General features: G+C 68.3%; 29 protein-coding genes, 1 tRNA gene, 1 pseudogene and 1 riboswitch. Of the genes and pseudogenes, 25 read left to right on the top strand and 6 right to left on the bottom strand.

Annotated elements, in window-relative coordinates; genetic code table 11:
* Positions 1-3: 3 nt before the first annotated feature.
* The 10 genes and pseudogenes from HUN07_RS14545 to HUN07_RS27280 all read left to right on the top strand — a co-directional run.
* The gene (locus HUN07_RS14545; protein WP_174910483.1) at positions 4-834 is read left to right on the top strand and encodes a segregation and condensation protein A; all 831 of its coding nucleotides are present in this window, start codon (positions 4-6) and stop codon (positions 832-834) included.
* A complete protein-coding gene (gene scpB, locus HUN07_RS14540) occupies positions 831-1526 on the top strand; it encodes an SMC-Scp complex subunit ScpB (protein ID WP_114723499.1) in 696 nt (231 codons plus the stop codon). Before HUN07_RS14545 ends, scpB begins: the two co-directional genes overlap by 4 nt.
* 12 nt (positions 1527-1538) lie before the next feature.
* Positions 1539-2489, top strand: a complete 951-nt coding sequence (locus HUN07_RS14535; protein WP_174910482.1) for a pseudouridine synthase — start codon at positions 1539-1541, stop codon at positions 2487-2489.
* Positions 2486-3178, top strand: coding sequence for a (d)CMP kinase (cmk, locus tag HUN07_RS14530; RefSeq protein WP_174910480.1), 693 nt, complete (start codon positions 2486-2488; stop codon positions 3176-3178). Before HUN07_RS14535 ends, cmk begins: the two co-directional genes overlap by 4 nt.
* Positions 3175-4617, top strand: coding sequence for a ribosome biogenesis GTPase Der (gene der, locus HUN07_RS14525; RefSeq protein ID WP_174910478.1), 1443 nt, complete (start codon positions 3175-3177; stop codon positions 4615-4617). Before cmk ends, der begins: the two co-directional genes overlap by 4 nt.
* A 186-nt stretch (positions 4618-4803) precedes the next feature.
* Positions 4804-4877 (top strand) — tRNA-Pro (locus HUN07_RS14520).
* 328 nt (positions 4878-5205) lie between these two features.
* On the top strand, positions 5206-5385 hold the full coding sequence (locus HUN07_RS14515) for an enoyl-CoA hydratase (protein WP_114723587.1): 180 nt from the start codon (positions 5206-5208) through the stop codon (positions 5383-5385).
* Between the two features lie 131 nt (positions 5386-5516).
* Positions 5517-5729 (top strand): enoyl-CoA hydratase, encoded by a 213-nt coding sequence (locus HUN07_RS14510; protein ID WP_254622513.1) that lies wholly within the window; start codon positions 5517-5519, stop codon positions 5727-5729.
* Between the two features lie 206 nt (positions 5730-5935).
* Complete coding sequence (locus HUN07_RS27285) at positions 5936-6067, top strand: hypothetical protein (RefSeq protein ID WP_258558097.1); 132 nt, start codon at positions 5936-5938, stop codon at positions 6065-6067.
* A gap of 723 nt (positions 6068-6790) precedes the next feature.
* Positions 6791-6859 (top strand): annotated as a pseudogene (locus HUN07_RS27280) (transposase); the annotation flags it as partial.
* Between the two features lie 68 nt (positions 6860-6927).
* Here HUN07_RS27280 and HUN07_RS14500 read toward each other — a convergent pair.
* Positions 6928-7527 carry a TetR family transcriptional regulator gene (locus HUN07_RS14500; protein ID WP_254622512.1) on the bottom strand — a complete coding sequence of 200 codons (600 nt, stop codon included), beginning with the start codon at positions 7525-7527 and terminating at the stop codon, positions 6928-6930.
* A gap of 77 nt (positions 7528-7604) precedes the next feature.
* Between HUN07_RS14500 and HUN07_RS14495 the strand changes: the two genes are divergently transcribed.
* Positions 7605-8540, top strand: a complete 936-nt coding sequence (locus tag HUN07_RS14495) for an aldo/keto reductase (protein WP_114723504.1) — start codon at positions 7605-7607, stop codon at positions 8538-8540.
* A gap of 90 nt (positions 8541-8630) precedes the next feature.
* On the opposite strand, the gene HUN07_RS14490 is transcribed toward HUN07_RS14495, so the two are convergent.
* The 4 genes from HUN07_RS14490 to HUN07_RS14475 are packed head-to-tail and all read right to left on the bottom strand — an operon-like array spanning position 8631 to position 11131.
* The gene (locus HUN07_RS14490) at positions 8631-8846 is read right to left on the bottom strand and encodes a hypothetical protein (RefSeq protein WP_114723505.1); all 216 of its coding nucleotides are present in this window, start codon (positions 8844-8846) and stop codon (positions 8631-8633) included.
* 10 nt (positions 8847-8856) lie between these two features.
* A complete protein-coding gene (locus HUN07_RS14485) occupies positions 8857-9357 on the bottom strand; it encodes a DUF732 domain-containing protein (protein WP_114723506.1) in 501 nt (166 codons plus the stop codon).
* A gap of 50 nt (positions 9358-9407) precedes the next feature.
* Positions 9408-9878: a GyrI-like domain-containing protein gene (locus tag HUN07_RS14480; protein ID WP_174910476.1), complete on the bottom strand. Its 471-nt coding sequence runs from the start codon at positions 9876-9878 to the stop codon at positions 9408-9410.
* Positions 9875-11131, bottom strand: coding sequence for a hypothetical protein (locus tag HUN07_RS14475; protein ID WP_254622511.1), 1257 nt, complete (start codon positions 11129-11131; stop codon positions 9875-9877). The genes HUN07_RS14480 and HUN07_RS14475 overlap by 4 nt, the downstream gene beginning before the upstream one ends.
* Positions 11132-11230: 99 nt before the next feature.
* On the opposite strand from HUN07_RS14475, the gene HUN07_RS14470 reads away from it, so the two are divergent.
* The 14 genes from HUN07_RS14470 (at position 11231) to HUN07_RS14405 (ending at position 23788) form a co-directional block, all read left to right on the top strand.
* The gene (locus HUN07_RS14470) at positions 11231-11848 is read left to right on the top strand and encodes an NUDIX hydrolase (RefSeq protein WP_174910474.1); all 618 of its coding nucleotides are present in this window, start codon (positions 11231-11233) and stop codon (positions 11846-11848) included.
* 41 nt (positions 11849-11889) lie between these two features.
* Positions 11890-12933, top strand: a complete 1044-nt coding sequence (locus HUN07_RS14465; protein WP_174910472.1) for an SMP-30/gluconolactonase/LRE family protein — start codon at positions 11890-11892, stop codon at positions 12931-12933.
* 92 nt (positions 12934-13025) lie between these two features.
* On the top strand, positions 13026-13649 hold the full coding sequence (locus HUN07_RS14460) for a CDP-alcohol phosphatidyltransferase family protein (RefSeq protein WP_114723511.1): 624 nt from the start codon (positions 13026-13028) through the stop codon (positions 13647-13649).
* 56 nt (positions 13650-13705) lie between these two features.
* Complete coding sequence (locus tag HUN07_RS14455) at positions 13706-14512, top strand: DUF881 domain-containing protein (RefSeq protein WP_174910471.1); 807 nt, start codon at positions 13706-13708, stop codon at positions 14510-14512.
* Entirely contained in the window at positions 14509-14859 is a 351-nt protein-coding gene (locus HUN07_RS14450) for a small basic family protein (protein ID WP_114723513.1), read from the top strand. Before HUN07_RS14455 ends, HUN07_RS14450 begins: the two co-directional genes overlap by 4 nt.
* An 86-nt stretch (positions 14860-14945) precedes the next feature.
* The gene (locus HUN07_RS14445; RefSeq protein WP_174914731.1) at positions 14946-15665 is read left to right on the top strand and encodes a DUF881 domain-containing protein; all 720 of its coding nucleotides are present in this window, start codon (positions 14946-14948) and stop codon (positions 15663-15665) included.
* Positions 15666-15710: 45 nt separating this feature from the next.
* Positions 15711-16115, top strand: a complete 405-nt coding sequence (gene gcvH / locus HUN07_RS14440; RefSeq protein WP_174910469.1) for a glycine cleavage system protein GcvH — start codon at positions 15711-15713, stop codon at positions 16113-16115.
* A gap of 221 nt (positions 16116-16336) precedes the next feature.
* Positions 16337-16837: an oxoglutarate dehydrogenase inhibitor Odhl gene (gene odhI / locus HUN07_RS14435; protein WP_174910467.1), complete on the top strand. Its 501-nt coding sequence runs from the start codon at positions 16337-16339 to the stop codon at positions 16835-16837.
* Positions 16834-17571 (top strand): transcriptional regulator FtsR, encoded by a 738-nt coding sequence (gene ftsR, locus HUN07_RS14430; protein ID WP_114723516.1) that lies wholly within the window; start codon positions 16834-16836, stop codon positions 17569-17571. Before odhI ends, ftsR begins: the two co-directional genes overlap by 4 nt.
* Before the next feature lie 99 nt (positions 17572-17670).
* Positions 17671-18144, top strand: coding sequence for a bifunctional nuclease family protein (locus tag HUN07_RS14425; RefSeq protein ID WP_114723591.1), 474 nt, complete (start codon positions 17671-17673; stop codon positions 18142-18144).
* A gap of 238 nt (positions 18145-18382) precedes the next feature.
* Positions 18383-19000: a MerR family transcriptional regulator gene (locus tag HUN07_RS14420; RefSeq protein ID WP_114723517.1), complete on the top strand. Its 618-nt coding sequence runs from the start codon at positions 18383-18385 to the stop codon at positions 18998-19000.
* A gap of 54 nt (positions 19001-19054) precedes the next feature.
* Positions 19055-19161, top strand: a riboswitch (glycine riboswitch).
* Positions 19162-19341: 180 nt separating this feature from the next.
* Positions 19342-22182, top strand: a complete 2841-nt coding sequence (gene gcvP, locus HUN07_RS14415) for an aminomethyl-transferring glycine dehydrogenase (RefSeq protein WP_174914729.1) — start codon at positions 19342-19344, stop codon at positions 22180-22182.
* Between the two features lie 291 nt (positions 22183-22473).
* Positions 22474-23313 (top strand): class I SAM-dependent methyltransferase, encoded by an 840-nt coding sequence (locus HUN07_RS14410; RefSeq protein ID WP_174910465.1) that lies wholly within the window; start codon positions 22474-22476, stop codon positions 23311-23313.
* Between the two features lie 34 nt (positions 23314-23347).
* A complete protein-coding gene (locus HUN07_RS14405; protein WP_174910463.1) occupies positions 23348-23788 on the top strand; it encodes a hypothetical protein in 441 nt (146 codons plus the stop codon).
* 159 nt (positions 23789-23947) lie between these two features.
* Here the strand turns inward: HUN07_RS14405 and HUN07_RS14400 are convergent, their stop codons facing one another.
* Positions 23948-25090 (bottom strand): metallophosphoesterase, encoded by a 1143-nt coding sequence (locus tag HUN07_RS14400; protein ID WP_174910461.1) that lies wholly within the window; start codon positions 25088-25090, stop codon positions 23948-23950.

Below are 25090 nucleotides of genomic sequence, written 5' to 3'. Positions count from 1 at the left end.
GATGTGAGTACCGATGTCGCAGCGGCGGCGCCGGCCGAGCGGTCGGCCGGAGAGCAGTCGGGTTTCCGGCTGCGCCTGCGCAATTTCGAGGGACCGTTCGATCTGCTGCTGACGCTCATCAGCCAGCACCAGTTGGATGTCACCGAGGTGGCGCTGGCGGAGGTGACCGACGAGTTCATCTCGTACACCCGCGGCCTCGGCAGTGAGATGGGTCTGGATCAGACCACCGAGTTCCTGGTGGTGGCGGCGACCCTGCTGGATCTGAAGGCGGCACGACTGCTGCCCGCCGGCGAGGTGGACGACGACGAGGACCTGGCTCTGCTCGAGGCCCGCGACCTGCTGTTCGCGCGGCTGCTGCAGTACCGCGCCTACAAGCAGGTGGCGCAGCTGTTCGGAGAGCTCGAGACCGCCGCCCTGCGCCGCTATCCGCGGTCGGTGTCGGTCGAGGACCGATTCGTCGGGCTGCTGCCGGAGGTGCTGCTGGGTGTCGATCCCCGGCAGTTCGCGGAGATCGCCGCGACCGCGTTCCGACCGCGCCCGGTTCCGACCGTCGGACTGGATCACCTGCACGTCCCGACGGTGTCGGTGCCCGAACAGGCGGTACGGATCCTCGAGTTGCTCCGTGCGCGCGGCGCCGGCGTCTGGGCCCCGTTCGGGGATCTGATCGTCGAGTGTGAGAGCCAGGTGCAGATCGTCGCGCGGTTCCTGGCGCTGCTCGAGCTCTACCGGGAGCGATCGGTGCTGTTCGAGCAGCCCGAGCCGTTGGGGGATCTGCTGGTGAGCTGGACCGGCGAGGAAGTGTCGGCACCCGCGAGTGAGGAGGACTACGAATGACGTCGATCGATGCGGACGACATGAGCCCGTTCGAGGACGAGTTCGTCGAACTGCCCGACGACCGACTCGCTGCCGCGCTCGAGTCGATGCTGCTGGTCCTCGATACTCCTGCCGCCCCCGCGACCCTCGCGTCGGCGCTCGGGCTGCCCGAGGCCCGGATCGAGACGATGCTGCGGACCATGTCCGCCGACTTCACCGCCCGCGGCAGCGGCATCGACCTGCGCTACGCCGGTGACGGCTGGCGGTTCTACACCCGCAACGAGTTCGCTCCCTACGTCGAACGCCTGCTCCTCGACGGTGCCCGCTCCAAGCTGACCCGTGCCGCGCTCGAGACGCTCGCCGTGATCGCCTACCGGCAGCCGCTGACCCGGGCCCGGATCAGTGCCGTCCGCGGCGTCAACGTCGACGGCGTGATCCGCACCCTGCTGGCGCGCGGTCTGATCACCGAAGCGGGCCCTGATCCGGACACCAATGCCACCACGTACGCGACCACCGAACTGTTCCTCGAACGTCTCGGCTTGGCGTCTCTGACCGATCTGCCGCCCATCGCGCCCCTTATTCCCGACGTCGATGTGATCGATGACATCGCTGAGAGCCTCGAAGCCGACCCGCGATTTGCGAGAATGGACAACGCAACACCTTCGACGGGGTCGGCAAACGCGCCGCACCCCGAGATCGACCCAGATAACTGACAGGGATCAAAAGTGAACAAGCCCGCTCGCCGAGATGGCACACCGGACCGCAAGAAGAAGCCGACGACAGGCCGGCCCGACGCTTCGGCAAAGAAGCCGCTGAACAAGCGTGGGAAGCCGAAGTCGACAAAGCCGCAGCGCGCCCAGGCGCCCGCGCCCAAGATCAGCAACGCCAAGCCCGCCCGCAACCAGTACGCGGAGGTCGATCGTGATCTCGCGCCCTTGAAGGGTGACGGGGTGCGGCTGCAGAAGGTACTCGCGCAGGCCGGTGTCGCCTCCCGCCGCGCAGCCGAAGAACTCATCGACCAGGGCCGAGTCGAGGTCGACGGCCGCATCGTCGTCGAACAGGGCCTGCGGGTCGATCCCGAGAACGCGATCGTCCGCGTCGACGGTATCCGCGTGGTCGTCAAGAAGGACCTCGTCCACATCGCCCTGAACAAGCCGCGTGGCTGGCAGTCCACGATGTCCGACGACCTGGGACGCCCGTGCATCGGTGACATCGTGTCCGAACGCGTCTCCGCCGGTCAGCGCCTCTTCCACGTCGGCCGGCTCGACGCCGACACCGAAGGCCTGATCCTGCTGACCAACGACGGCGACCTCGCGCACCGGCTGATGCACCCGTCATACGAGGTGCCCAAGACGTACCTCGCCACCGTGCAGGGTGTCGTCGACCGCAACGTCGGCAAGCAGCTCAAGGCCGGTGTCGTGCTCGACGACGGCCCCGCCACGGTCGACTCGTTCGCCGTGATGGACATCAACGGCGGCAAGTCGCTGGTGAAGATCGTCCTGCACGAGGGCCGCAAGCACATCGTGCGCCGTCTGCTCGATGCCGTCGGGCACCCGGTGGTGCGTCTGGTCCGCACCGACATCGGTGCCGTCGCGCTCGGCGACGGGCGTCCCGGCACCCTGCGGGTCCTCGGCCGCGGCGAGGTCGGCGGCCTCTACGGGGCGGTGGGTCTGTGACCGCACCGACCCCACTGGTCGTCGCGATCGACGGCCCGTCGGGCACCGGTAAGTCGAGCGTGTCGCGTCGTGTCGCGACGAGCCTCGGCGCCCGCTACCTCGACACCGGTGCGATGTACCGGATCGCGACGCTGCACGTGCTGCGCCGCGGTGTCGACGTGACGGATCCCGCGGCGATCGCGGCGGCGACGGCGTCGCTGCCGCTGACGATCGGGACCGATCCGCAGACCGACGGCGTGCAGCTCGACGGTGAGGACGTCACCGACGAGATCCGCGGTGCGGCCGTCACGCAGGCGGTGTCCGCAGTGTCCGCGGTGCCCGAGGTGCGGACGTTCCTGGTGGATCTGCAGCGCCGCATCGCGGAGCAGGCCGGACGGATCGTCGTCGAGGGGCGTGACATCGGTACCGTCGTGCTCCCGGACGCGGACGTGAAGATCTTCCTGACCGCCTCCGCGGCGGCGCGGGCGACGCGACGCAACGCCCAGAACATCGCCGAGGGGCGTGGTGACGACTTCGCCGCCGTCCTGGCCGATGTGCAGCGTCGCGACCACCTCGATTCCACGCGCGCGGTATCTCCGTTGCGTCCCGCGGCGGATTCGGTGACGGTGGACACGAGCGAACTGGGTATCGAAGACGTGATCGGCAGGTTGCTGCTGGTGGTAGGCGACAGAACTGGAGCAGTGCAGTGACCGACGGTTTTTCTGGAGATTCGACGGCGATCGAGTACGCCGGCGACGGAATCTGGAGCGAGGAGTCCGACTGGGACCTCGCGGACTACATCGACGGTGAGGACGGCGAAGACCACATCGCCGTACCGACCCTCGCGGTGGTCGGGCGACCGAACGTCGGAAAGTCGACGCTCGTCAACCGCATCATCGGCCGCCGTGAGGCCGTAGTCGAGGACATCCCGGGCGTGACCCGCGACCGTGTCTCGTACGACGCCAACTGGGCCGGACGCCGGTTCATGGTGCAGGACACCGGCGGCTGGGAGCCCGACGCCAAGGGGCTGCAGCAGTCGGTGGCCCGGCAGGCCGAGCTGGCGATGCAGACCGCGGACGCGATCCTGCTCGTCGTCGACGCCGTCGTAGGTGCCACCGCGACAGACGAGGCGGTGGCACGGGTGCTGCGTCGCTCGAAGACGCCGGTGATCCTGGTCGCCAACAAGGTCGACGACAGCCGCACCGAGTCAGAGGTGGCGTCGCTGTGGTCGCTCGGGCTCGGCGAACCGCGCCCCGTCAGCTCCATTCACGGCCGCGGCACCGGCGACCTGCTCGACGACGTCCTCGCCGTCCTGCCGGAGACCCCGCGTGAGGGCACCGGCGGTCAGGGCCCGCGACGGGTGGCGCTGGTCGGCAAGCCGAACGTCGGCAAGTCCAGCCTGATCAACAAGCTGTCGGGCGACGAGCGCTCGGTGGTCCACGATGTCGCCGGTACCACCGTCGACCCCGTCGACTCGCTGGTCGAGCTCGGCGGCAAGGTGTGGAAGTTCATCGACACCGCGGGCCTGCGCAAGAAGGTCAACCACGCCAGCGGGCACGAGTTCTACGCCTCGCTGCGGACCAAGGGCGCGATCGAGGCCGCCGAGGTCGCGATCCTGCTGATCGACGCGTCGAAGCCGATCACCGAGCAGGACCTGCGCGTCCTGAGCATGGTCGCCGAGACGGGTCGTGCGCTGGTGCTCGCCTTCAACAAGTGGGACCTGGTCGACGAGGACCGGCGGCTGATGCTCGAGAAGGAGATCGACCGCGAACTGGTCCGCGTGCCGTGGGCGCAGCGGGTCAACATCTCCGCGCACACCGGTCGCGCCGTCCAGAAGCTCGTTCCCGCGCTCGACACGGCGCTGGAGTCGTGGGACAAGCGCATCCCCACCGGACGCCTCAACAACTGGCTCAAGGAGGTCGTGGCGGCCACGCCGCCGCCGATGCGTGGCGGCCGCCTGCCCCGCATCATGTTCGCGACCCAGGCCGGCACCCGCCCGCCGACCTTCGTGCTCTTCACCACGGGCTTCCTCGAGGCCGGCTACCGCCGGTTCCTGGAGCGTCGCCTGCGTGAAGAGTTCGGCTTCGACGGCAGCCCCGTCCGTATCTCGGTGCGCGTGCGGGAGAAGCGGGACCGCAACAAGCGTTGACGGGTTCCCGGCTCGCACGGGTTTTGCAGGAATCACACCGGAGTTCTTCACCGAACAGGTGTGTGACGACGACAAAACCCGTGCGAGATCGGGTCCGCGATTGCCGAACATTGCCTCTGACCAGGCGATTAGCTTTCGCAAGCGTCACTGTTGTAATCTTCTGAGGCGCCCGAACGAGGGCGTGGACGGGCTGTGGCGCAGCTTGGTAGCGCACTTGACTGGGGGTCAAGTGGTCGCAGGTTCAAATCCTGTCAGCCCGACCGAGGAAAACTCAGGTGAGAGTCCATCTCACCTGAGTTTTCTTGTATCTGGGGACATCCTGAGACGCTCTGGCATAAGGCAGGCCCTCGGGATCGGCGTGGCCGCGGCTCCACTGGTTGTGGGTCGGAATGGCACCGCGATCGGGGCGTGCTTGCGCGGTGCCGCTCCTGTACGGGCGTTGTCGGCGACCACCGGCACTCCGAGCCCATTGCCTCGGGGCGAACAAGACAGGTACTCGAACAGGTAGAAGTACCGTCGCTCCCACCACGTCCGCTAGGGCACGCTCGATGCGTCCTGTTCAACAAGAACGCAGGGAGAGTGACCACGATGTTCCGCGGACGCAAGACGCTCATCACACTGGACGACGGCGGTTGGTGCTTCGCCAGGCTCGTCGGGCGTCAGCGTCGTGAGTCCGGTCTGCGCGTCGAACTTGTCCGTCCCGCCGCGAGCAAGCTGCCGACCTTCACCGTCGCCGCCCCGAACTGCGGGATCGGCTTCGCTCTGTAGCGAGCGCCGGAGGAGCGTGGACGATGTTGTGCTTCGGTCTCCGATGCGTCAGCGCGGATAGTCGGCTGGTCCGATCCGCCATAGAGATCGCTCGCCCAGCGTTGGCGGGATCGATCATTGCTCTCCGTCCCGTGCTCCGCGGACTTCAGGCCGGGGACGATCGCCCGCGCAGGATGGCGATCGTTGCGCTGGACAGTGGCGCCTGGTGTTTCGGCTGGATCATCGGCGGACTCAGCTCGAAGGGTGCCCGAGTTCGATCCCTCGCTCGCATGCCCGGCGAGAAGTACCCCACCTTCACGCTCGCCGCCCCGGACGACGAGGGCCCCAGCTCTTCGACGTCATGAACTGAGAACGGCGAGAAGCCCCGGCGCGAAGACTATTCGAGTCGGGCTTCGTGCATCGAGGGCCAACGCCAACGCCCCCTCGGATGTCCCGTCCGCACACTCGCTGATGCTTCCGGCTCCACGTCCTCACTGGGCGAAGCCTCGATGCACCCTGGATCCTCACGGTGCACGTCGCTTTCATCGTTTTGCCGGTTCAGGGTGGGGCCATGGACGAGCTTGTGGAGCAACTCCTGCCGTCCGACGGTCGTACCGGACCGCTGACGCCGGATCAGATCCAGGGCATTGTCGACCAGATCCCGACCTCGAGCGATCTGTACGTGACAACTGCACCGGGTTGATGTCGGCGATGCAGCTGATGCTCGCCGATGTCGATCGGCAGGCGATCGTCGAGGACTGCACGCGCCCCGGAGAGAATCTGGCGGGGCCGTTCGCCGAGCAGCTACTCGAGCTCATCACGTCCCTGGGGATTCCAGCTGTGCGCTCACCGGTCCTTGATCTGGGTGCCACGTCGTGCGGGCCCGCGGCGACAGCTGGCCGCTGGGCTGGGCGGATGCCCCGAAAGGATGACTTCGAGGGTGAAAACGCTCTGTCGAGGTGCGCGGGGAGGATAGTTGGACTAACGTCCAACTCACTGCTCGCCTCCTGACTCGAGTGGTGGTGACGTCCCGTTCTTGACGGATCCCGGGAAGTTGCAGGCGGTGGCTTCCGCACGCATTTCGAACGCACATTTCGAAAGGGAGCCACCGCCCACCCGGTCGGTGTGACGAGATCGGCGTTACGGCCGGTGATCCGGCCCCGAGCCCCTTGCGGGCGGGTGGGATCTCTGGTGCCGCGGCGGACTCTCGCGATGCGGGAGCAACTTCTCTACTCTTCGGCTTCGTCTATCCGTTTGAGCGAGCCATCGAAAGCATGGTTCAACAACAAGCGTGTTCGCTCAGAGCGCGGCCCGCACGACGTCGTGCCGATCGCGCCTCCGTGATCCGCCCTGCCGCAACCGAACTGGCGCTGCACTTCGAATTGGTGCGCGGTGACCGCAGCTCGCCGCCGGTGGCGCCAAGCTCCTGAAGATCCCCGGTGTCGGTGTCGTGACTGCGGCTCGCATGCTGGCGCGCACCGGCGATCCCACCCGGTTCGTGAACGAGGTGGACAATCCCCTCGGCGGGCCGGCTTCACGGGACGTGGAGCGCTGTAGTCGGCCCTATGTCGGATACTTGGGGGCGAGCGTGGCGAAGGATCGACGCAGGAGTTCCACCGCGTCCATGGTCTCGTCAGGCTCCGCCCAGGTGGTCATCGCAACGTCGAAGCAGGCCAGCGACGCCTGCACCAGTGTCTGTGCTCGCAGTACCGCGAGATCGCCGGCGAGTCGCTCCTGCACGAGCGGGGTGAGCAGACTCGCCCACAGTAGATGCTTCTCCAGGTTGCGAGCGCGTAGGGACGCTGCGCTCGTCAGAACGCGCATGGTCCTCTTGCTTCCTTGTTCGTCCCTGTTCGGTTGAGCCAGCAGGGCTTCGAAGGACACGCGCAGAGAATCCCAGACCGGTTCATCGGCCGGCCGCGCGGCGAAGGCGTCGCGGACGAACTCACCCCAGGGAACGAGGTCGCCGATGACGGCGTCTTCCTTGGCCGGGAAGTAGCGGTGGAAGCTGCGGGCCGAAATGCCCACCTCGGCGGCGATCTGCTCGACGGTGACCGCATCGAAACCCTGCTGGGCGAACAGGTCGATCGCGACCTTGGCGATCCGTGCACGCACGGCCTCGCGCGTGATGTCGCGCAGGCCCGGATTCGATGAGCTTTCCACGATGGAAGCGTACAGTGTCGAAAGTGTCAGAGACTGCCACGTATGACGCATCATGACAATCGACGAAAGGCTTCATCATGGACACTCGCACTCTCGGCCGGCAGGGCCTGACCGCTGCCGCTCTCGGCTACGGGGCGATGGGCACCGCCACGGGTTATGGCCCCACCGACGACACCGAGTCGATCGCCGCGATCCGAAAGGCCCATGAGCTGGGCGTGACGATGTTCGACACCGCCGAGATGTACGGCTGGGGCGAAGGCGAGAAACTGCTCGGACGGGCGCTGGCACCCATTCGCGACGACGTGGTCATTGCGACGAAGTTCGGCTTCACCCGCTCTTTCGGCCTCGACTCGCGCCCGACTCACATCCGCGAGGTGGTCGAGTCCAGTCTGCGCAACCTCCGCGTCGACACGATCGACGTGCTCTACCAGCATCGCCCCGACCCGAACATTCCGATCGAAGACGTGGTCGGCACGATGAAGGAGTTCGTCGAGGCAGGCAAGGTCAAGTATCTGGGGCTGTCCGAGGCGGACGAGTCCACCATCCGCGCCGCGCACGCGGTACACCCGATCTCGGTGCTGCAGACCGAGTACTCGATCTTCGCGCGCGACGTCGAATCCCTGTTCCCCGTCCTCCAGGAGCTCGGTATCGGATTCGTCGCCTATTCACCGCTGGCCCGGGGCTTCCTCAGCGGCGCGGTAGCCTCCCGTGAGAGCTATGACGCCGACGACTTCCGCCAGCACATCCCCTGGTGGGCGCCGGAGAACTTTCACGCCAACATCGCCGTCGTCGACGAGTTGACCGCACTCGCCGGAAGCAAGGGCGCCACGCTCGCGCAGCTGTCACTGGCGTGGCTGCTGACCCGCGAGGACTACATCGTCCCGATCCCGGGATCGCGCAACCCGCAGCGCGTCGACCAGAACGTCACCGCGGCCGAACTGGACCTGACTCCCGACGATCTCGCCATCATCGAGCAGATCGCCCCCACAGGCGGCGTCGGCGGCCGGATGTAGGAAGCCGCACCCCTCGATCGAACGGCCCTCCGGTAGAGGATGCGAACGATGTTCGAATGCGCATCTGCTCGACGGCACACGCGGAAACCCTCAGCGGATGCGGGTGATCGCGTCCGGCCAGTTGTCGTACGTCGCGACGAGGACGTGCATCGGGGCGGCACAGCCGGTGTACCTCCAGACGCCCCACCGCCCACAGTCGTCACCGACGCGGATCTTGCGGACCGCCCACGGAGCGGGTGTTCGAGCGGGCGCCTCGGGCAGCCCGAGGAGGCGGCGCATCGCGTCGTACGAGATCTGTTCGCTCATCGGAACGTGCTCAGACGAAGTCGGGGCAGTACGCGACCGTCGCGGCGCCGAGGACGTTGGTGACCTCGGCGGTGGTGTAGCGGCCGTCACCGAGGTACTCGGTGGTCAGATCGGGCTTACTCTGCCCGCGGTACAGCGAATTGCACATCGACAGACCCATCCGGATCTGATCGCTCTCCGACTTCTCCATCAGCGTGAATTCGGTGATGTACGACAGGAACAGGATGTCCTCGCTGGTGAGGGTGCTGTTCGGTTCGGTCTCGCGCTCGGGCGGTGCGACGACGGCGGGGGAGTCGCCGACGGGGAGCGACGATGGTCCTGCGACGGAAGTGCGCGGTGTCGCATGGGTTGCCGGGACGGCTTCCGTCGGAGCGGCCGAGGTGGTCGCGTCGGGGGTCGGGTGGGCAATGACGACGGGCTCCCCGTCGGTGGGAGTGCCGCTGCAGCCCGTGAGGATCAGAGCAGTGGCGGAGAGAGCGGAGAAGAAGCCGAAGCGGGCCGAGCGGATCACGATGCGGAATCTTGCCCTACCAGGGCGACAAGATCTCTTCCGGGGCGTGCTCAGTTCCCGCTCGCGACGGGCCACACGATCGGCATGATGATCTCGGTGCGGGGCAGGGGGACGTCGGGGTCGTCGAGATAGCATTCCCACGGCTCGCCGGTTGTGGCGTAACCGTGTTCGGCGATCCACTGGGTCAGCGCGATGTAGGCCGACTCGACCGTGTCGTAGCTGCCGACGTGCACTGTGCTCGCGCACCGACCTGCCGGCAGCGCCGCCGACTCGACCCGGCCGGTGGGCTCGATCGTGCGCGCCAGCGGGAAGCCCGCCTCGACGTTCCAGATGCCGTCGGAGCGCGGCCGGAACCGTCCGAACGGTGGGCCGACGATCACGATGTCCTGGGCTGCAGCGGCGCGGGCCACCTCAGCGAACGCCGGGCCCAGGAACGCGGCGATGGAGTCGACGTCGACGTTGCCGTCGACGACGCCGGTCGGTTGTTCGTCGATGTCGCGAATCCGGATGTCGTAGCTCATGATTGCGGGCCCTCGAAACAGCCGTGGTAACCCCGCGCGGCGAACGTGGAGGCGGAACAGTAGGCGACCGTGGGGTAGTACGGCCCCATCGAGACGGCGGGATCGATGTCGCCGGACTGGGACGCCTGGACCGACATCGGGTAGAAGTCCGGTGACGGCAGCATGTTCCGCAGGATCAGGACCTTCTTCGGGACGTCGGTCGACCCCCACGGCAGCACCGTGACCGTCGAATCCGAGGCCGGCAGGTCCTCGGGGGCGCCAACGACGAACGTGTACCAGCCGTCGTCGTCGACCCGGGTCTGGAAGTCCGCGGCGCACGCCACCACCGGGTACGGCGAGACCAGGTCGTTCTGGCACATCGACCAGTAACGCACCTGACGATCCGGCTCGATCGCGGACACGCCCGCGCGGGTGTCGGGGAACGACGGCGCCTTGCCGCGCACCACGGCGACCCGTCCGAGCCGATGAGTCAACTGGGCGGCGATGTACTTGTTGTCGCCGTTCGGAAACAGGCCCGACGTGCTGGCCGGGTTCACGAACACCGCCTCGGGTGTGTCGCTGCGGAAGGTGCCCGACGCGGCGGTTTCGATCGCCCGGTCGATACCGCGCCGAGCCACATCGGCGACCGGGCCCGAGGACGATTTCGGGTCGAACGGCTGCGAGCACGGCTGCACCAGGACGGTCGCTCCACCGAGCCTGTAGGTGACATCGGGTAGCGGCACGCCGCCGCTGAGCGAGCCTGGATCGTCGGGAACGTAGACCCGGACGATCAGGAAGCCGACCGGCGCGGCGTCGTCCCGCAGGGCCCGAATCTCGTTGCGCGTACGGTCGGCCGGTCCGGACACCAGCGTCGCGTGCCACCGCCGCTGATCGGGTGGCAGCGAACGGTTGTCGGCGTCGGTGAAGGGATTCCCGCTCCCGGGGTCGGGGAGAATCTGGTCGTCCCGCAACGTGTCGATCGTGTCGAGGTCCGTGCCGTAGGTGTTGAGCGAGAAGTAGCGTGCGGACGGGAAGGCGCCGGACAGCTCGATGGAATCCCGCGGACCGAGGGCGTAAGGGAGGACCCAGTAGGTGGCGTTGGTATCCGGGAAAGCGACATCGAGCGACTGACCGTCGGACATGAATCGCCACGCACAGGGCGGCGGATCGACGGGCGCGGCAATTGCCGGAGTGGGCGCTGCGACGAGCGCGGCCGCGGCACACAGGGCGGCCGAGCCGCCCAGGACGCGGCGGACGATCGATCGCGGCGACATGCGCATTGCAACCCCCATCGCAGGCCTTCACGATATCGAGGCCCCCGGACGGATGGGGCATGATCGGGCGAACAGCGGTTCGGCACGCAGGAGGCGGTCATGGCGGATTCGACGAGCGGCACCCGGGAACGGATCGAACTTGCGTTGAGGGCCTTCGAGCCCGAATCGGCGGCCCGCGCCGGCCGTCGTGAGGCGGCCGTCGCGATCGCGGTCATGCGCGGCGAGGACGGTGCTCCGGTGTTCCCCTTGACGCTGCGGCCCTCGAAGATGCGCGCCCATGCGGGCCAGTTCGCGCTGCCCGGCGGACGGCTCGACCCGGGGGAAACGGCGCAGGACGCGGCCCTGCGCGAGCTCGGTGAGGAACTCGGGGTGCACGTCGGCCCCGAGGACGTACTCGGGAGGCTCGACGACTTCGTCACCCACTCCGGCTACATCATGACCCCGTACGTGGTGTGGTCGGAGCAGCCGATCGCGTCCGTGGTGCCCAGCCCGGACGAGGTGGCCCACGTGTTCGCGATCGCGCTGGACGAACTCGACGTCCCGACGCAGTACACGACGATCCCCGGATCCACCGAGCGCGTCGCGTGCTGGCCCTTCCGCGGTGAGCACATCCACGCCCCCACCGGTGCGGTGATCCATCAGTTCTGCGAGGTGGTCCTGCACGGGCGGCACACCCGGGTCGCGTCGTTCGCGCAGCCCGCCTTCGCGTGGCGCTGAAACCCGCGTGAGTGCTCGCGCGCCGGACTAGCGTCGGGCTCGTGAGCATCCTGCGGACGGTTCTACGCGCCCTCGACCGCACCGGCATCGAACCGGTCGCGTGGCAACCGCTGCCCGCGCCCGCCGAGACGGGACCGTTCGCTCCCGGACACGAGCTCGACGGCTCCGAGCAGTGGCGGCTGCCCACCGGCCGCGGACCCGAGGACGTCGCCGTCGACGGCGACGGCCGGGTGATCACGGGCGGCGACGACGGCCGGCTGTGGCGGTTCGACGCTGCCGGACGCGCCACCGAACTCGCGCACACCGGTGGCCGTCCGCTCGGGGTCGAGGTCCTCGACGACGGCCGCTACCTGGTGTGCGACTGCGAACGCGGGCTGCTGCGGGTGGACGAGACCGGACGCGTCGAACTGCTCGCCGACTCGGCGCTGGGCCGGCCACTGTTGGCGTGCAACAACTCCGCCGTCGGCCGGGACGGCATCGTCTACTTCACCGACTCGTCGGCCCGGTTCACCGTCCCGGAACACCGCCTCGACCTACTCGAGCACAGCGGTACCGGACGTCTGCTGCGGTTCGATCCACGCACCGGTGACATCGACCTGCTCGCCGACGGTCTGCAGTTCGCGAACGGTGTCGGCCTCGCGACCGACGAGTCCTACGTGATCGTCGCCGAGACGGGCTCGTACCGGATCCAGCGGGTGGAGCTGACGGGGCCGCGGGCCGGCGCCGTCTCCGTATGGGCGGACAACCTGCCCGGAATCCCCGACAATGTCACGTCGCAGACCGCCGAGGGCATCTTCTGGGTGGCGCTGTACAGCCCCCGGATGGCGCTGCTGGACCGGGTGGCGCCGTACCCGAGTCTGCGAATCCTCACCGCTAATCTGCCGAGCCGCGTGCAACCCGATCCCGAACACCGGGCCTGGGTGCTCGCGCTGGACGGCGCCGGCCGCGTGGTGCACAGCCTGCGGGGCGGGAAGGGGAGCTACTCGCCCGTGACCGGCGTCCGCGAGACGCCGGACTGGCTCTACCTCGGCAGCCTCTCTGCGGGCGCACTCGCGCGGGTCCCGCGCTGCGAGCTGGGGCTCTGACCGGTCCGCCTCCGAACGGTCGGTCCCTGAAATGGGACACCGGGTGTGGAAAGCTGGCCTGCGACAGGGACGGGAACCCGAGAGGATTGTCGGTGGACGCGGTAGGACAGCAGAACGTGGGCTCGGAGCCGGACGCCGATCGCATCCTCACCATCCCGAATCTTCTCAGCGCGATCAGGCTCGCCGGTGTGCCGCTGTTCCTGTACCTGATGCTCGGTCCCCAGGCCGACGGGTGGGCGTTGGCGGTCCTGATGCTCAGCGGCTTCACCGACTGGGCGGACGGCAAGCTCGCCCGCCTGCTGAACCAGATGTCGCGTCTGGGCGCCCTGCTCGATCCGCTGGTGGACCGGCTGTACGTGATCACGACGCTGATCGCGTTCGTCGCACGCGACATCATCCCGTGGTGGGTCGCGGCCATTCTCATCGGCCGGGACCTGATCCTGGCGTTCACTCTGCCGGTCTACCGTCGCCGCGGGCTTCCGCCGCCGGAGGTCATCTACCTCGGCAAGGCGGCGACGTTCGCATTGATGTTCGCGCTCCCGCTCCTGTTGGCGGCGCAACTCGACTGGGGCTTCGCCACGATCGCCGACCCGTGGGGATACGCGCTGCTGATCTGGGGCACCGTCCTCTACGTCTGGACGGCGGGCCTGTACATCGCGAAGGCGGCCGAGGTGGCTCGCACGGTGCCGCGCGCCGTCACCCGGAGCGGCCCGTGACAGGTACACCCAGGCCGGTCCGACGGAATCCGGTCCCGTCGCTGCTGAAGTCGCTAATGAACGACCACCTCGACCCCGGGTACGCCGGAGCAGCCGAGGACCGGGAACAGGGGCACTCCAGACCGACCCAGATCGCGGCGGGAGCATGGATCTCGCTCGGCGCAGTCCTGGTCGGACTCGTGTTCGGGATCTCGTACGCGCAGGCGACCTCGTCCGCCTCCGATGTGGACCAGACGCGTACCGAGATGCTGACCAAGGTGCGCGACGCCGAGGATCGGGGCCGCGGCCTGGCCACCGGTCGGGACGAGCTGACCGTCCGCGTCGACGACCTCCGGGCCTCCGTCCTCGCCGGCGACGCCGAGGGCGCGCAGGTCCTCGACCAGTTGCGCACGCTCGAGTCCGCCGCCGCAGCCGAACCGGTGCACGGACCCGGGCTGGTTGTCACCCTCACCGATCCGGCGGCGAGGCCCGACCTGTCCGACTCGTCGCAGCGCGTCCCCGGCTCCCCACAGGCCGGCGTGCTCGACCGGGACTTGCAGGCCGTCGTCAACGCGTTGTGGGCGAGCGGCGCCGAGGCCGTCGCCGTCGGCGACGTGCGGGTCGGTCCGGCCGTCACCATCCGGCAGGCGGGCGGGGCGATGCTCGTCGACAACCAGCCGGTGCCGTCGCCCTACCGGGTGTCGGCCATCGGTCCGCCGCGCAAGCTGCAGACCGGGTTCGTGGTGAGTGACGCCTATCTGCGGATGTCGACGGTTCAGCAGTTGTACGGCGTGGGATTCTCCATCGCCGAGTCCGACGACCTGCAGCTCCCGGCAGCGGCCGGTCGTGAAGTGAGATTCGCACAGGAAACGGGGGCACCGTGAAAGGTGGATACGCGCTCTACGGAGTGCTCGCGCTCGTCGCCGGCATCGCGCTCGGGATCGTGTTCAGCCCGCAGGTGCCCGACGCCGTCCAGCCCTATCTGCCGATCGCAGTGGTCGCCGCGCTCGACGCCGTCTTCGGCGGGCTGCGCGCCTACCTCGACGGGATCTTCGACTCCAAGGTCTTCGTCGTCTCCTTCGTGTTCAACGTCCTGGTCGCGGCGCTGATCGTGTGGCTCGGCGACCAGCTCGGGGTCGGGACACAGCTGTCGACGGCGATCATCGTCGTCCTCGGTATCCGGATCTTCGGCAACGCTGCGGCGCTGCGGCGTCGACTGTTCGGGGCGTGATCGGCGTGGAACCTGACGACGACGGCCCCACCGACACCGCCGAGACCACCCAGACCACCGGACCCCGCAGCGAGGGCCGCCACGAGATGCCCTCGTCGACGCGGACACGGACGCGATCCCGATTCGCGTTCGGGCTGCTCGCGGTGCTGCTGATGGCAGCGCTCGGCGTCGCGATCGTGACACAGGTCAGCAGCACCGGCTCGGGTGACAACCTGGATTCGGCCCGACCTGCCGACCTGCTCGCGGTCCTGGGCAATCTCAACCAGCGCGAGGCCGCGCTCCGGCAGGAGATTGCCGGGCTCGAGCAGACGCTGTCGAAGCTCGAGGCCGGCGGGGGTAGTTCAGGCGCGGCCCTGGAGGAGGCGAAAGCCCGGTTGTTCGCGCTGTCGATCCAGGTGGGCACCGTGGCCGCGACCGGTCCGGGCGTCACCCTCACGGTCGAGGACCCCGGCTCGTCGGTGGGCTCGGAGGTGCTACTCGATCTCATCCAGGAGTTGCGCGCCGCCGGCGCCGAGGCGATCGAGATTAGCGGCTCCGGTTCCGAACCGATCCGCATCGGCGTCGACTCGTGGGTCAGCGGCGGGGGCGGGAACGTCACCGTCGACGGTCGGCGGATCTCGGCCCCGTTCCGGATCGTCGCGATCGGTGATCCACCGACGCTCGCGGCGGCCCTGAACATCCCCGGCGGTGTGGTCGACACCGTCGCGCGCAGCGGCGGACAACTGCGGATCGTGCAATCGCCGCAGGTCACCGTCTCCGCCTTGCGGGAGATCAAACCGCGCCAATACGCTCAACCCGGAAACTGATCTTCTCCGGCCCGCTCGTGGGGCCGCCCCCGAAAGGAAGCCACCGTGAGTGAGCTCGCTACCCCCGCCGATCTGCGCTACACAGCAGAGCACGAATGGGTGCGGCGCACGGGTCCGACGACGGTGCGTGTGGGTATCACCGACTTCGCACAGTCGCAGCTCGGCGATGTCGTGTTCGTGCAGTTGCCGGCGGAGGGCGAGGACGTGACCGTGGGTGATTCCTTCGGCGAGGTCGAGTCGACGAAGAGCGTTTCGGACATCTTTGCGCCGTTGACGGCGAAAGTTGTTGCAGTCAATGCCGATCTGGACGGCAGCCCCGAGCTGGTCAACTCCGACCCGTACGGAAACGGCTGGCTGGTGGACCTCGAGGTCCAGGACGAGGCCGGATTGGACGAGGTACTCGCCGCGACGTTGGACGCCGAGGCGTACCTCGCGGTTTCCGGCAGCTGATTCCCGGAGGATTTCGCCGGATTTCGCGGGTCTTCGCCCGGCCTGTCCACCTACACGCACCGCCACTGTCAGGGTACGGTCGAGGTGAGCGAGATGCCTGTCGGTGCGCAGATTCGCATCGGAATGTGATGGTGGCCGAGATTCGTCGAGGCCGAGTGGTACCGCGTGACCCCGGGGACACAGAAAACGTTCCCGGGTAAACGGATTGAGGAGGAGAAACGGTGAGCGAGAACGGCAACGATGCGGTTTACGGAGAGACGCCGGCCGAGACCACATCGGTTTTCCGTGCGGATTTTCTCAACGAGATGGACAGCTCGTCCTCGCAGACGGCTGAGGCTCCGGTCTCCGGAGTCGAGGGGCTGCCCGCCGGTTCCGCGCTGCTCGTCGTCAAGAGGGGCCCGAACGCGGGCTCGCGCTTCCTGCTCGACCAGCCGACGACGTCCGCGGGGCGCCACCCTGACAGTGACATCTTCCTCGACGATGTCACGGTGAGCCGCCGGCACGCGGAGTTCCGTCAGGACGACGACGAGTTCCAGGTGGTCGACGTGGGCAGCCTGAACGGTACGTACGTGAACCGTGAGCCGGTGGACTCCGCTGTCCTGGCGAACGGCGACGAGGTGCAGATCGGCAAGTTCCGCCTCGTGTTCCTGACCGGCCCGCGCGGCGGCAACGCCGGCGGCCCGCAGATCGGCGAATCCGCGGCTGGTGCGGGCAACCAATGACAGCCGTCCGGCAGGAGGCCGCCACTGGCATGTCGATCGGCACGGTGCTCGATCGACTGCGCCCGGATTTTCCGGACGTGACGATCTCCAAGATCCGATTCCTCGAGGCAGAGGGGCTGATCAGTCCGGAGCGGACGCCGTCCGGGTATCGGCGATTCTCGATCGCCGATTGTGAGCGACTGAGGTTCGTGCTCACCGCGCAGCGGGATCAGTACCTGCCGCTCAAGGTGATCAAGGAACAGCTGGAGGCGATCGACAGCGGTGTCGCGACCGTCGGCGCGGTGGATTCGCTGCCTCGGCGGCCGCGCACCCTCGCGGTGGCACCCGGTGAGGTGTCGCCCGAGGAGTTCCGTGCCGATCGTGAGGTGCGGATCAGCCGGGACGACCTGATCGCACGGTCGGGTATCGACGAACGATTCCTGGGTGACCTGCTTCGTAGCGGCCTCGTCGTGCCCGGCGCCGCCGGATTCTTCGACGAGGACGCCGTGACGCTGTCACGGACCGCGAAGGCGATGTCGGAGTTCGGTCTCGAGGTCCGGCACCTGCGGGCGTTCAAACTGGCCGCCGACCGCGAGGCAGGCCTGGTCGCGCAGATCGCCGGGCCGGTGGCGAAGGGTCGCGATGCGGGTGCGCGCGACCGAGCCGAGGAGATGGTGCGTGAACTCGCGGCGCTGTCCCTGACGCTGCACACCTGCCTGGTGAAGGCGGCGGTGCGCGGGGCTCTCGATCGCTGACGGCCGCAGCGGGTTCGAATAGAATCGGGGCAGTACGTCAAACGGGGCTTGTTCGCCGTTCGAGGTGGACCCGGTCACCGGTACGAGGTGGAGGACGCGATGAGTGAGATGCGTGTGATCGGAATCCGTGTCGAACAGCCGCAGAACCAGCCGGTGTTGCTTCTGCGTGAAAGCAACGGCGACAGGTACCTGCCGATCTGGATCGGGCAGACCGAGGCCACAGCGATTGCGTTGGAGCAGCAGGGGGTAGAACCCGCACGCCCGCTCACGCACGACCTCATCAAGGATCTTCTCGAGGCCTTCGGTCACACCCTGCGTGAAGTGCGGATCGTCGACCTGCAGGCCGGGACGTTCTACGCCGACCTCGTGTTCGAGGGCGACGTCCGGGTATCGGCCCGTCCGTCGGACTCGGTGGCGATCGCGCTGCGGATCGGTGTTCCGATCTATGTGGACGAGGCGGTTCTCGCGGAGGCGGGTCTGGTGATGCCCGACGAGCGCGAGGACGAGGTGGAGAAGTTCAAGGAATTCCTCGAGTCCGTGTCGCCGGACGATTTCAAGGCGACCGACGGCTGACGATCTAAGCCTCAACTTTAGGTTGAGGGTTTTGGGCGTGTTGCATTGACCTCCGTTCGTCGAGGCCATACCGTCACGTGCTGTGAACGACCGCCGCGCGGTATGCGCGGGGCGTACCCTGAGTGGATCCACCGTTCGGGTTTACTCGATGTCACGAGTGAGCGATGTGCAGGTAGCGGGGAATCGTCGAGGCTCCGCGCCTGTCAGCCGCTGCTGAACACGCGAGAGGGAGTAGTCCGTGGGAGATCGGCCGCAGGAGCACCAGTTGAACCTCACCGACGAGGCGACCATCGGTGCGTTGAACGTCGACGAGGACGTGCAGCCCGGGTTGTTCCCCGACGATTCCGTCCCCGACGACCTCGTCGGATACCGCGTGCCGATCGCGTGCCAGATCGCCGGCATCACCTACCGCCAGCTCGACTACTGGGCACGCACCAACCTGGTTGTCCCGTCGATCCGCGGCGCCGCGGGATCCGGCAGCCAGCGCCTGTACTCGTTCAAGGACATCCTCGTCCTGAAGATCGTCAAGCGTCTCCTGGACACCGGGATCTCGCTGCAGAACATCCGCGTGGCGGTCGACCACTTACGTCGGCGGGGTGTGCGGGACCTCGCCCGCATCACCCTGTTCTCCGACGGCACCACCGTGTACGAGTGCACGTCCGCCGAGGAGGTCGTCGATCTCCTGCAGGGCGGTCAGGGCGTCTTCGGCATCGCGGTGAGCGGCGCAATGCGCGAGCTCACCGGAACGATCGCCGATTTCCCGGCCGAACGCGCCGACGGCGGCGAGGCCGCCCAGGCCCCCGAGGACGAGCTCGCCTCGCGGCGCAAGAGTCGCGGCGACCGCAAGACCGGCTAGCCTGTTCTGGGCTTTCGTCCAGGTGCCAGGTCGTGGCATAGACTGACGGTGCGTCGCCGTCGTGCGGGAGAGTTCCGGGCGCAGCTGTAGCTGCTGCTCGGACGCCGAAGGAGCAATACCTCCCCGTCAATCTCTCAGGCACCCAGGACCGTGCGGGCTCCGACGCCTCTGGAAAGCGGTGGGAGTACCCACCCGCCCACGGGGAAAGGCGCGCACATCCGGTGGATGCGGCGGCAGCTGAATCTCTCAGGCGCTCGGGTCTCCCGAGCAGGCGACAGAGGGGGAGGACCGTTCCATTCGTGGAGCGCATCCTGCACCTGTCGAACCGCCTGGGAGTTCACTTGATCGACGCTCGTAGCCATTCGTTCGCCGACCGCCACGTCGGCCCGGATTCGGCCGAATTGGGCCGCATTCTCGAGGTAGTCGGTGTGGGTTCGCTCGACGAACTCGCCACTCGCGCGGTGCCGGCCAGCATCCTCGACCCGACCTCCGGCGGTGTCGCTGCGGGTCTCGAGGCGCTCGACGCCCCGCTGACGGAGCACGACGCGCTCGCCGCACTGTCCGCACTGGCGGCGAAGAACACGACGGCCGTGTCCATGATCGGGCTCGGCTACTACGACACGCTCACCCCGCCGGTGCTGGTGCGCAACATCCTCGAGAACCCCGCCTGGTACACGGCGTACACGCCGTATCAGCCCGAGATCAGCCAGGGCCGACTCGAGGCGCTGCTCAACTTCCAGACCATGGTCGGCGATCTGACCGGCATGCAAATCGCCAACTCGTCGATGCTCGACGAGGGCACCGCCGCGGCCGAGGCGATGACGCTGCTGCGTCGTGCGTCGCGGAGCAAGTCGCCGCGCTTCGTCCTCGACACCGACCTGTTCCCGCAGACGCGTGCCGTGGTGATCACCCGCGCCGAGCCGCTCGGCATCGAGATCGTCGAGGCGGACCTGACGCAGGGGCTGCCGGACGGTGAGTTCTTCGGCGTCCTCGCGCAGCTTCCGGGCGCGTCGGGCCGGGTCGTCGACCACGCCGCGATGATCGCGGAGGCCCACGAGCGCGGTGCGCTGGTCGCGGTCGGCGCTGATCTGCTGGCGATGACGCTGCTGACCCCGCCGGGTGAGCAGGGGGCCGACGCCTGTTTCGGCACCACGCAGCGGTTCGGTGTCCCGATGGGCTTCGGTGGCCCGCATGCCGGGTACCTCGCCGTGCACACCAAGCACGCCCGTCAGCTCCCGGGCCGCCTGGTCGGCATCTCGGTCGACGCCGACGACAACAAGGCGTACCGCCTGGCGCTGCAGACACGCGAACAGCACATCCGTCGCGAGAAGGCTACGAGCAACATCTGCACCGCGCAGGTGCTGCTCGCGATCGTCGCGGCAATGTACGCCAGCTACCACGGGGCCGAGGGCCTGAAGGCTATCGCGCAGCGCGTCCATCAGCGTGCCGAGTTCCTCGCCGCGGGCCTGCGCGCTGCCGGCGTCGAGGTGGTCCACGAGCAGTTCTTCGACACCGTCCTGGCCCGAGTGCCCGGTCGCGCCGAGGAAGTGGTCGCGAACGCCAAGGCGTGGGGCGTGAACCTGCGTCTCGTCGACGGAGACCACGTCGGCGTTGCGTGCGACGAGGCGACCACGGAGGCCCACGTTCAGTCCGTGCTGGCAGCGTTCGGCCTGCCGGCGGGCACCGACATCGACAACGTCCCCGTGCCGTTCGGTGACCGGACCACCCCGTACCTGCAGCACGAGTCGTTCACCAAGTACCGCACCGAGACCGCCATGCTGCGTTACCTGCGGGCGCTGTCGGACAAGGACATCGCGCTCGACCGCAGCATGATCCCGCTGGGTTCGTGCACCATGAAGCTCAACGCGACCGCCGAGATGGAACCCATCACGTGGCCCGGCTTCTCGAAGCTGCATCCGTTCGCGGCCGAGGACGCGCCCGGGATGATGAAGGTCATCGAGGACCTGCAGAACTGGCTGGTCGCCATCACCGGCTACGACGCGGTGAGCCTGCAGCCCAACGCCGGCAGCCAGGGCGAGTACGCGGGCCTGCTGGCCATCCGCAACTACCACCTCAGCCGCGGCGACGATCACCGCGACACCTGCCTGATCCCGTCCAGTGCCCACGGCACCAACGCGGCGTCCGCGGTGATGGTCGGGATGCGCGTCGAGGTCGTCGCGTGCCGCGAGAACGGTGACGTCGATCTGGACGACCTGCGGGCCAAGATCGCCGATCATGCCGAGCGTCTCGCCGCGATCATGATCACCTACCCGTCGACGCACGGCGTGTACGAGCACGAGATCGGTGAGATCTGCGCGGCCGTCCACGACGCCGGCGGCCAGGTGTACGTCGACGGTGCGAACCTGAACGCGCTCGTCGGGCTCGCGCGGCCGGGACGCTTCGGCGGCGATGTCAGCCACCTGAACCTGCACAAGACGTTCTGCATCCCGCACGGCGGCGGTGGCCCGGGCGTCGGCCCGATCGGTGTCCGCTCGCACCTCGCGCCGTTCCTGCCCGGGCATCCGATGGCCCCCGAACTGGGTGGCTCGGGGCCGGTTTCGGCGGCGCCCTACGGTAGCGCGTCGATCCTGCCGATCACCTGGACCTACATCAAGATGATGGGTGCCCAGGGCCTGCGCCGTGCGTCGCTCACCGCGATCGCCTCGGCCAACTACATCGCCCGTCGTCTCGACGAGTACTTCCCGGTCCTCTACACCGGTGAGAACGGGATGGTCGCGCACGAGTGCATCCTCGACCTGCGTCCGCTCACCAAGGAGACCGGCGTGACGGTCGACGATGTGGCGAAGCGTCTGGCCGACTACGGCTTCCACGCGCCGACCATGAGCTTCCCGGTGGCGGGGACGCTGATGGTGGAGCCCACCGAGAGCGAGAACCTCGACGAAATCGACCAGTTCTGTGAGGCGATGATCGCGATCCGGCGCGAGATCGACCGGGTCGGGGCAGGGGAGTGGCCCGTCGAGGACAACCCGCTGCGCGGCGCCCCGCACACCGCCGAATGCCTCGTTTCCGAGTGGAATCACCCGTACTCGCGGGAGATCGCCGTCTACCCGCTCGGCACGGGCCGGCCCAAGGTGTGGCCGTCCGTGCGTCGAATCGACGGCGCGCACGGGGACCGGAACCTCGTATGCTCGTGCCCGCCGATCGAGGCGTACAGCAGCTGAGCTGACTGAATCCGACACCGGGCGAGGCCCCCGGTCGTTCCCTGGAACGACCGGGGGGCCTCGCCGATTCGGCGCTCGGGCCGGATCGACCCGGGCGGATGTCCGTGCAGAACGGAACTATGGAGAATCCCGAATTCGCGGGTTCGTCTACATCGGCGGGAGGAGGGGGAGCGGACGGGCCCTCGTCGCACCTGACAATTCGGTCCCGTCGCGCACTCGCAGAGCCCGACGGGGCGTTCCGATACCGAAACGTCGTTGACCGGCCCGAGTGGGCGGGCAGATGATCGATGGATGGTCGAAGTGCCGGACGAGATACGGGCTGCGCGACTAGCGGAGTTGTTCGACCTCGTAGTCGACAGCTACGACAACGTGGGGGTGCCTTTCTTCGGGCCGATCGCGGAACGACTGATAGCGGAGGTCGACCCACGCGCGGGTGCGCGCGTGCTGGACATCGGATGCGGACGCGGCGCCGTCCTGTTCCGACTCGCGGAGGCTGTGGGCCCCGGTGGGGAAGTGGTCGGCATCGACGTGTCGCCCAAGATGATCGCGGCCACCGCTCACGAGGCGCGTGCCCGGGGGCTGACGAACGTGAGTGTCCAGGTGATGGATGCGACGGCGCCGACGCTTCCGCGGGGCGCGTTCGACGCGATCACGGCGTCGTTCATGATCTTCTTCCTGCCGGACCCCGCGGCGGCCCTGACCGCGTGGCGATCGCTCCTGGTGCCGCACGGAACCGTGGGCGTATCGACGTTCGGGGCGTGGGATCGGCGCTGGGAGCAGATGGAGGATCTGTTCGGGCCCTACCGGGATCGCGCCTTCTTCCGTCTCGATCCGCGGGATCCGAACGGGCCCTTCGGCAGCGACGGCGCCGTCGAGGGATTGATGCGAACCGCCGGCCTGGTCCATCCGCGCACCGTCGCTTTCGATCTCGATCTGTTCTTCGACGACACGGAGCAGTGGTACGCGTGGACTCGCTCGCACGGGCAGCGACAACTGTGGGACTCGATTCCGGCCGATGACCTCGATCGGGTTCGTGACGCCGCGCTCGCGCGGGTCGACGGCTGGCGCGACGAGCAGGGACGGATCACGTCACGGCATCGGATCAGGCTGACGCTCGCCCAGCGGCCGTAGTCCGGCCGGGATGCGCAGCAACGGGAGGGGCGGCATGTCGCGGATTCTGGTGGCGGTACTCGTCGTCGCGGCACTGTTCGGGGTAGGAGTCGCGTCGTTCCGGGCGCTGTCCGATGTCGCAGGGGAGGACGGTGCGCGACCGGTGGAGAACAGCGCGTTCACGGTCCGCGGGCGTACCGTGACCTGCGCCGAGTTGCTTCCCGATGGGTGCGACTTCGAGCTTCAGCATGCCTACGACCGGTGGGGAGAAGGCCTCGGTGCCTACGTGACGAGCGACCTCGGCCCGTGGGGTAGGGGGTTGGGCGCCCAGGAGGCGGCACAACGCGGCCTCGAAGCATGCATTACCGCCGGCGTTCCGGGGCGGACGTTCCTGGAATACCTCGACCGGGTGCGGGTCGACCGCCCGGAGGCGACCAGTCCGGAGCTGTTCCCGTTCTGGGATCAGGCGCGTCGGATTCTCTGCCCGTCGCTGTAGTCCGGCAATCGCCGGAATCCGGACCGGTGTCGGCGTACGGAAATCGGTATGCGACGGAACCCCTGAGAAATCCAGAATTCCAGGGCCTGCCATGCAACAATCTCACCCCACCGACACCTCGGTTTCGAGCAGCCGAGACGACGGGGGCACACCCCACACTCACCCTGCCGGGCGGCTGGCCAACTCGAGGATCGTGATCTCCGGCGGGGCGCCGACCCGAACGGGCGGCCCCCACGCACCCGCCCCGCGGGACGTGTAGAGGACGGTGTCGCCGATCCGATCGAGTCCGGTCACCGACGGCTGCTGCAGGGGGACGAGGTAGCCGAGCGGCCACATCTGTCCGCCGTGCGTGTGGCCCGACAACTGCAGGTTCACGCCCAGTTCCGACGCCTCGATCGCCTGCTTCGGCTGGTGCGCCAGCAGCATCACGAAGCGTTCCGGATCCCGGCCGGCCAGTGCCGCGGGCAGGTCCGGTTCGTACGGGGTGGGGGAGGTGCGGTCGTGGATGCCTGCGAGGTCGATCACCGCGCCGCCGCGCGCGATCTCGACGCGCTCGTTGCGGAGCGTGCGGATGCCGAGCCGGTCCCACAGGTCCAGCCATCGGCCACCGTCGCCGGCGTAGAACTCGTGGTTGCCGCTGACGCCGTACACGCCGAGCGGCGCGCGCAGGTCGCGCAACGGCTCGAGGTCCGGTCCCACCTTCGCGACCGTGCCGTCGACCAGGTCGCCGCCGAGCAGGATCAGCTCGGGTTTCTGCGCGTTGACCAGTTCGACGACCTTGCGGGTGAACCCGACGCCGCGAGCCGGGCCGACATGCAGGTCCGTCACGAGCGCGATCCGCATGCCGGCGAACTGGCTCGGCAGGCGCCGCAGCGGCACCCGCACGCGCTCGATGCCCGGTGTGCGGGCCTCGGCGACGCCGTAGCCGGCGGCCCCGACGGCGGCCACCGCAACCGCGGCCGTCGCACCGCGCAACACGCGGCGCCTCGATGGGTCGGTGGGTTGCGGTCGACCCGCCAGGCGGGCAATGCCCGATCCGGCGGCGACCAGGACCAACCCGAGCACCAGGTACAGCAGCGCCGCGAGCCACACCCAGCCGACGAAGCCGGGGATCCGGGCCCACGTCGGGTCGAAGACCTCGCCGCTGCCGAGACCGATCAGCGCCAGCACCCACAGGGTGATCAGGGCGATGTCGACGGCGCGTGCCGCGCGACCGGTCAGCCCGGTCGCGCGGACGAGACGTCGGTGCACCCACCAGCTCACCAGCGCCAGGAAGACGCCGAATACGGCGATGCGGACCAT

This window comes from Rhodococcus sp. W8901 (assembly GCF_013348805.1).
Classification (GTDB): domain Bacteria; phylum Actinomycetota; class Actinomycetes; order Mycobacteriales; family Mycobacteriaceae; genus Prescottella.
This window is presented reverse-complemented; position numbering and strand designations above follow the sequence as displayed.

What these genes read in the sequence shown, in the direction of transcription:
- scpB (WP_114723499.1), top strand. Translation starts at nt 831, where the DNA reads ATGACGTCGATCGATGCGGACGACATGAGCCCGTTCGAGGACGAGTTC.
- HUN07_RS14515 (WP_114723587.1), top strand. Translation starts at nt 5,206, where the DNA reads ATGTTCCGCGGACGCAAGACGCTCATCACACTGGACGACGGCGGTTGG.
- HUN07_RS27285 (WP_258558097.1), top strand. Translation starts at nt 5,936, where the DNA reads ATGGACGAGCTTGTGGAGCAACTCCTGCCGTCCGACGGTCGTACCGGA.
- HUN07_RS14495 (WP_114723504.1), top strand. Translation starts at nt 7,605, where the DNA reads ATGGACACTCGCACTCTCGGCCGGCAGGGCCTGACCGCTGCCGCTCTC.
- HUN07_RS14490 (WP_114723505.1), bottom strand. Translation starts at nt 8,846, where the DNA reads ATGAGCGAACAGATCTCGTACGACGCGATGCGCCGCCTCCTCGGGCTG.
- HUN07_RS14480 (WP_174910476.1), bottom strand. Translation starts at nt 9,878, where the DNA reads ATGAGCTACGACATCCGGATTCGCGACATCGACGAACAACCGACCGGC.
- HUN07_RS14475 (WP_254622511.1), bottom strand. Translation starts at nt 11,131, where the DNA reads ATGTCGCCGCGATCGATCGTCCGCCGCGTCCTGGGCGGCTCGGCCGCC.
- HUN07_RS14470 (WP_174910474.1), top strand. Translation starts at nt 11,231, where the DNA reads ATGGCGGATTCGACGAGCGGCACCCGGGAACGGATCGAACTTGCGTTG.
- HUN07_RS14455 (WP_174910471.1), top strand. Translation starts at nt 13,706, where the DNA reads ATGAACGACCACCTCGACCCCGGGTACGCCGGAGCAGCCGAGGACCGG.
- HUN07_RS14445 (WP_174914731.1), top strand. Translation starts at nt 14,946, where the DNA reads ATGCCCTCGTCGACGCGGACACGGACGCGATCCCGATTCGCGTTCGGG.
- ftsR (WP_114723516.1), top strand. Translation starts at nt 16,834, where the DNA reads ATGACAGCCGTCCGGCAGGAGGCCGCCACTGGCATGTCGATCGGCACG.
- HUN07_RS14425 (WP_114723591.1), top strand. Translation starts at nt 17,671, where the DNA reads ATGAGTGAGATGCGTGTGATCGGAATCCGTGTCGAACAGCCGCAGAAC.
- HUN07_RS14410 (WP_174910465.1), top strand. Translation starts at nt 22,474, where the DNA reads ATGGTCGAAGTGCCGGACGAGATACGGGCTGCGCGACTAGCGGAGTTG.
- HUN07_RS14405 (WP_174910463.1), top strand. Translation starts at nt 23,348, where the DNA reads ATGTCGCGGATTCTGGTGGCGGTACTCGTCGTCGCGGCACTGTTCGGG.
- HUN07_RS14400 (WP_174910461.1), bottom strand. Translation starts at nt 25,090, where the DNA reads ATGGTCCGCATCGCCGTATTCGGCGTCTTCCTGGCGCTGGTGAGCTGG.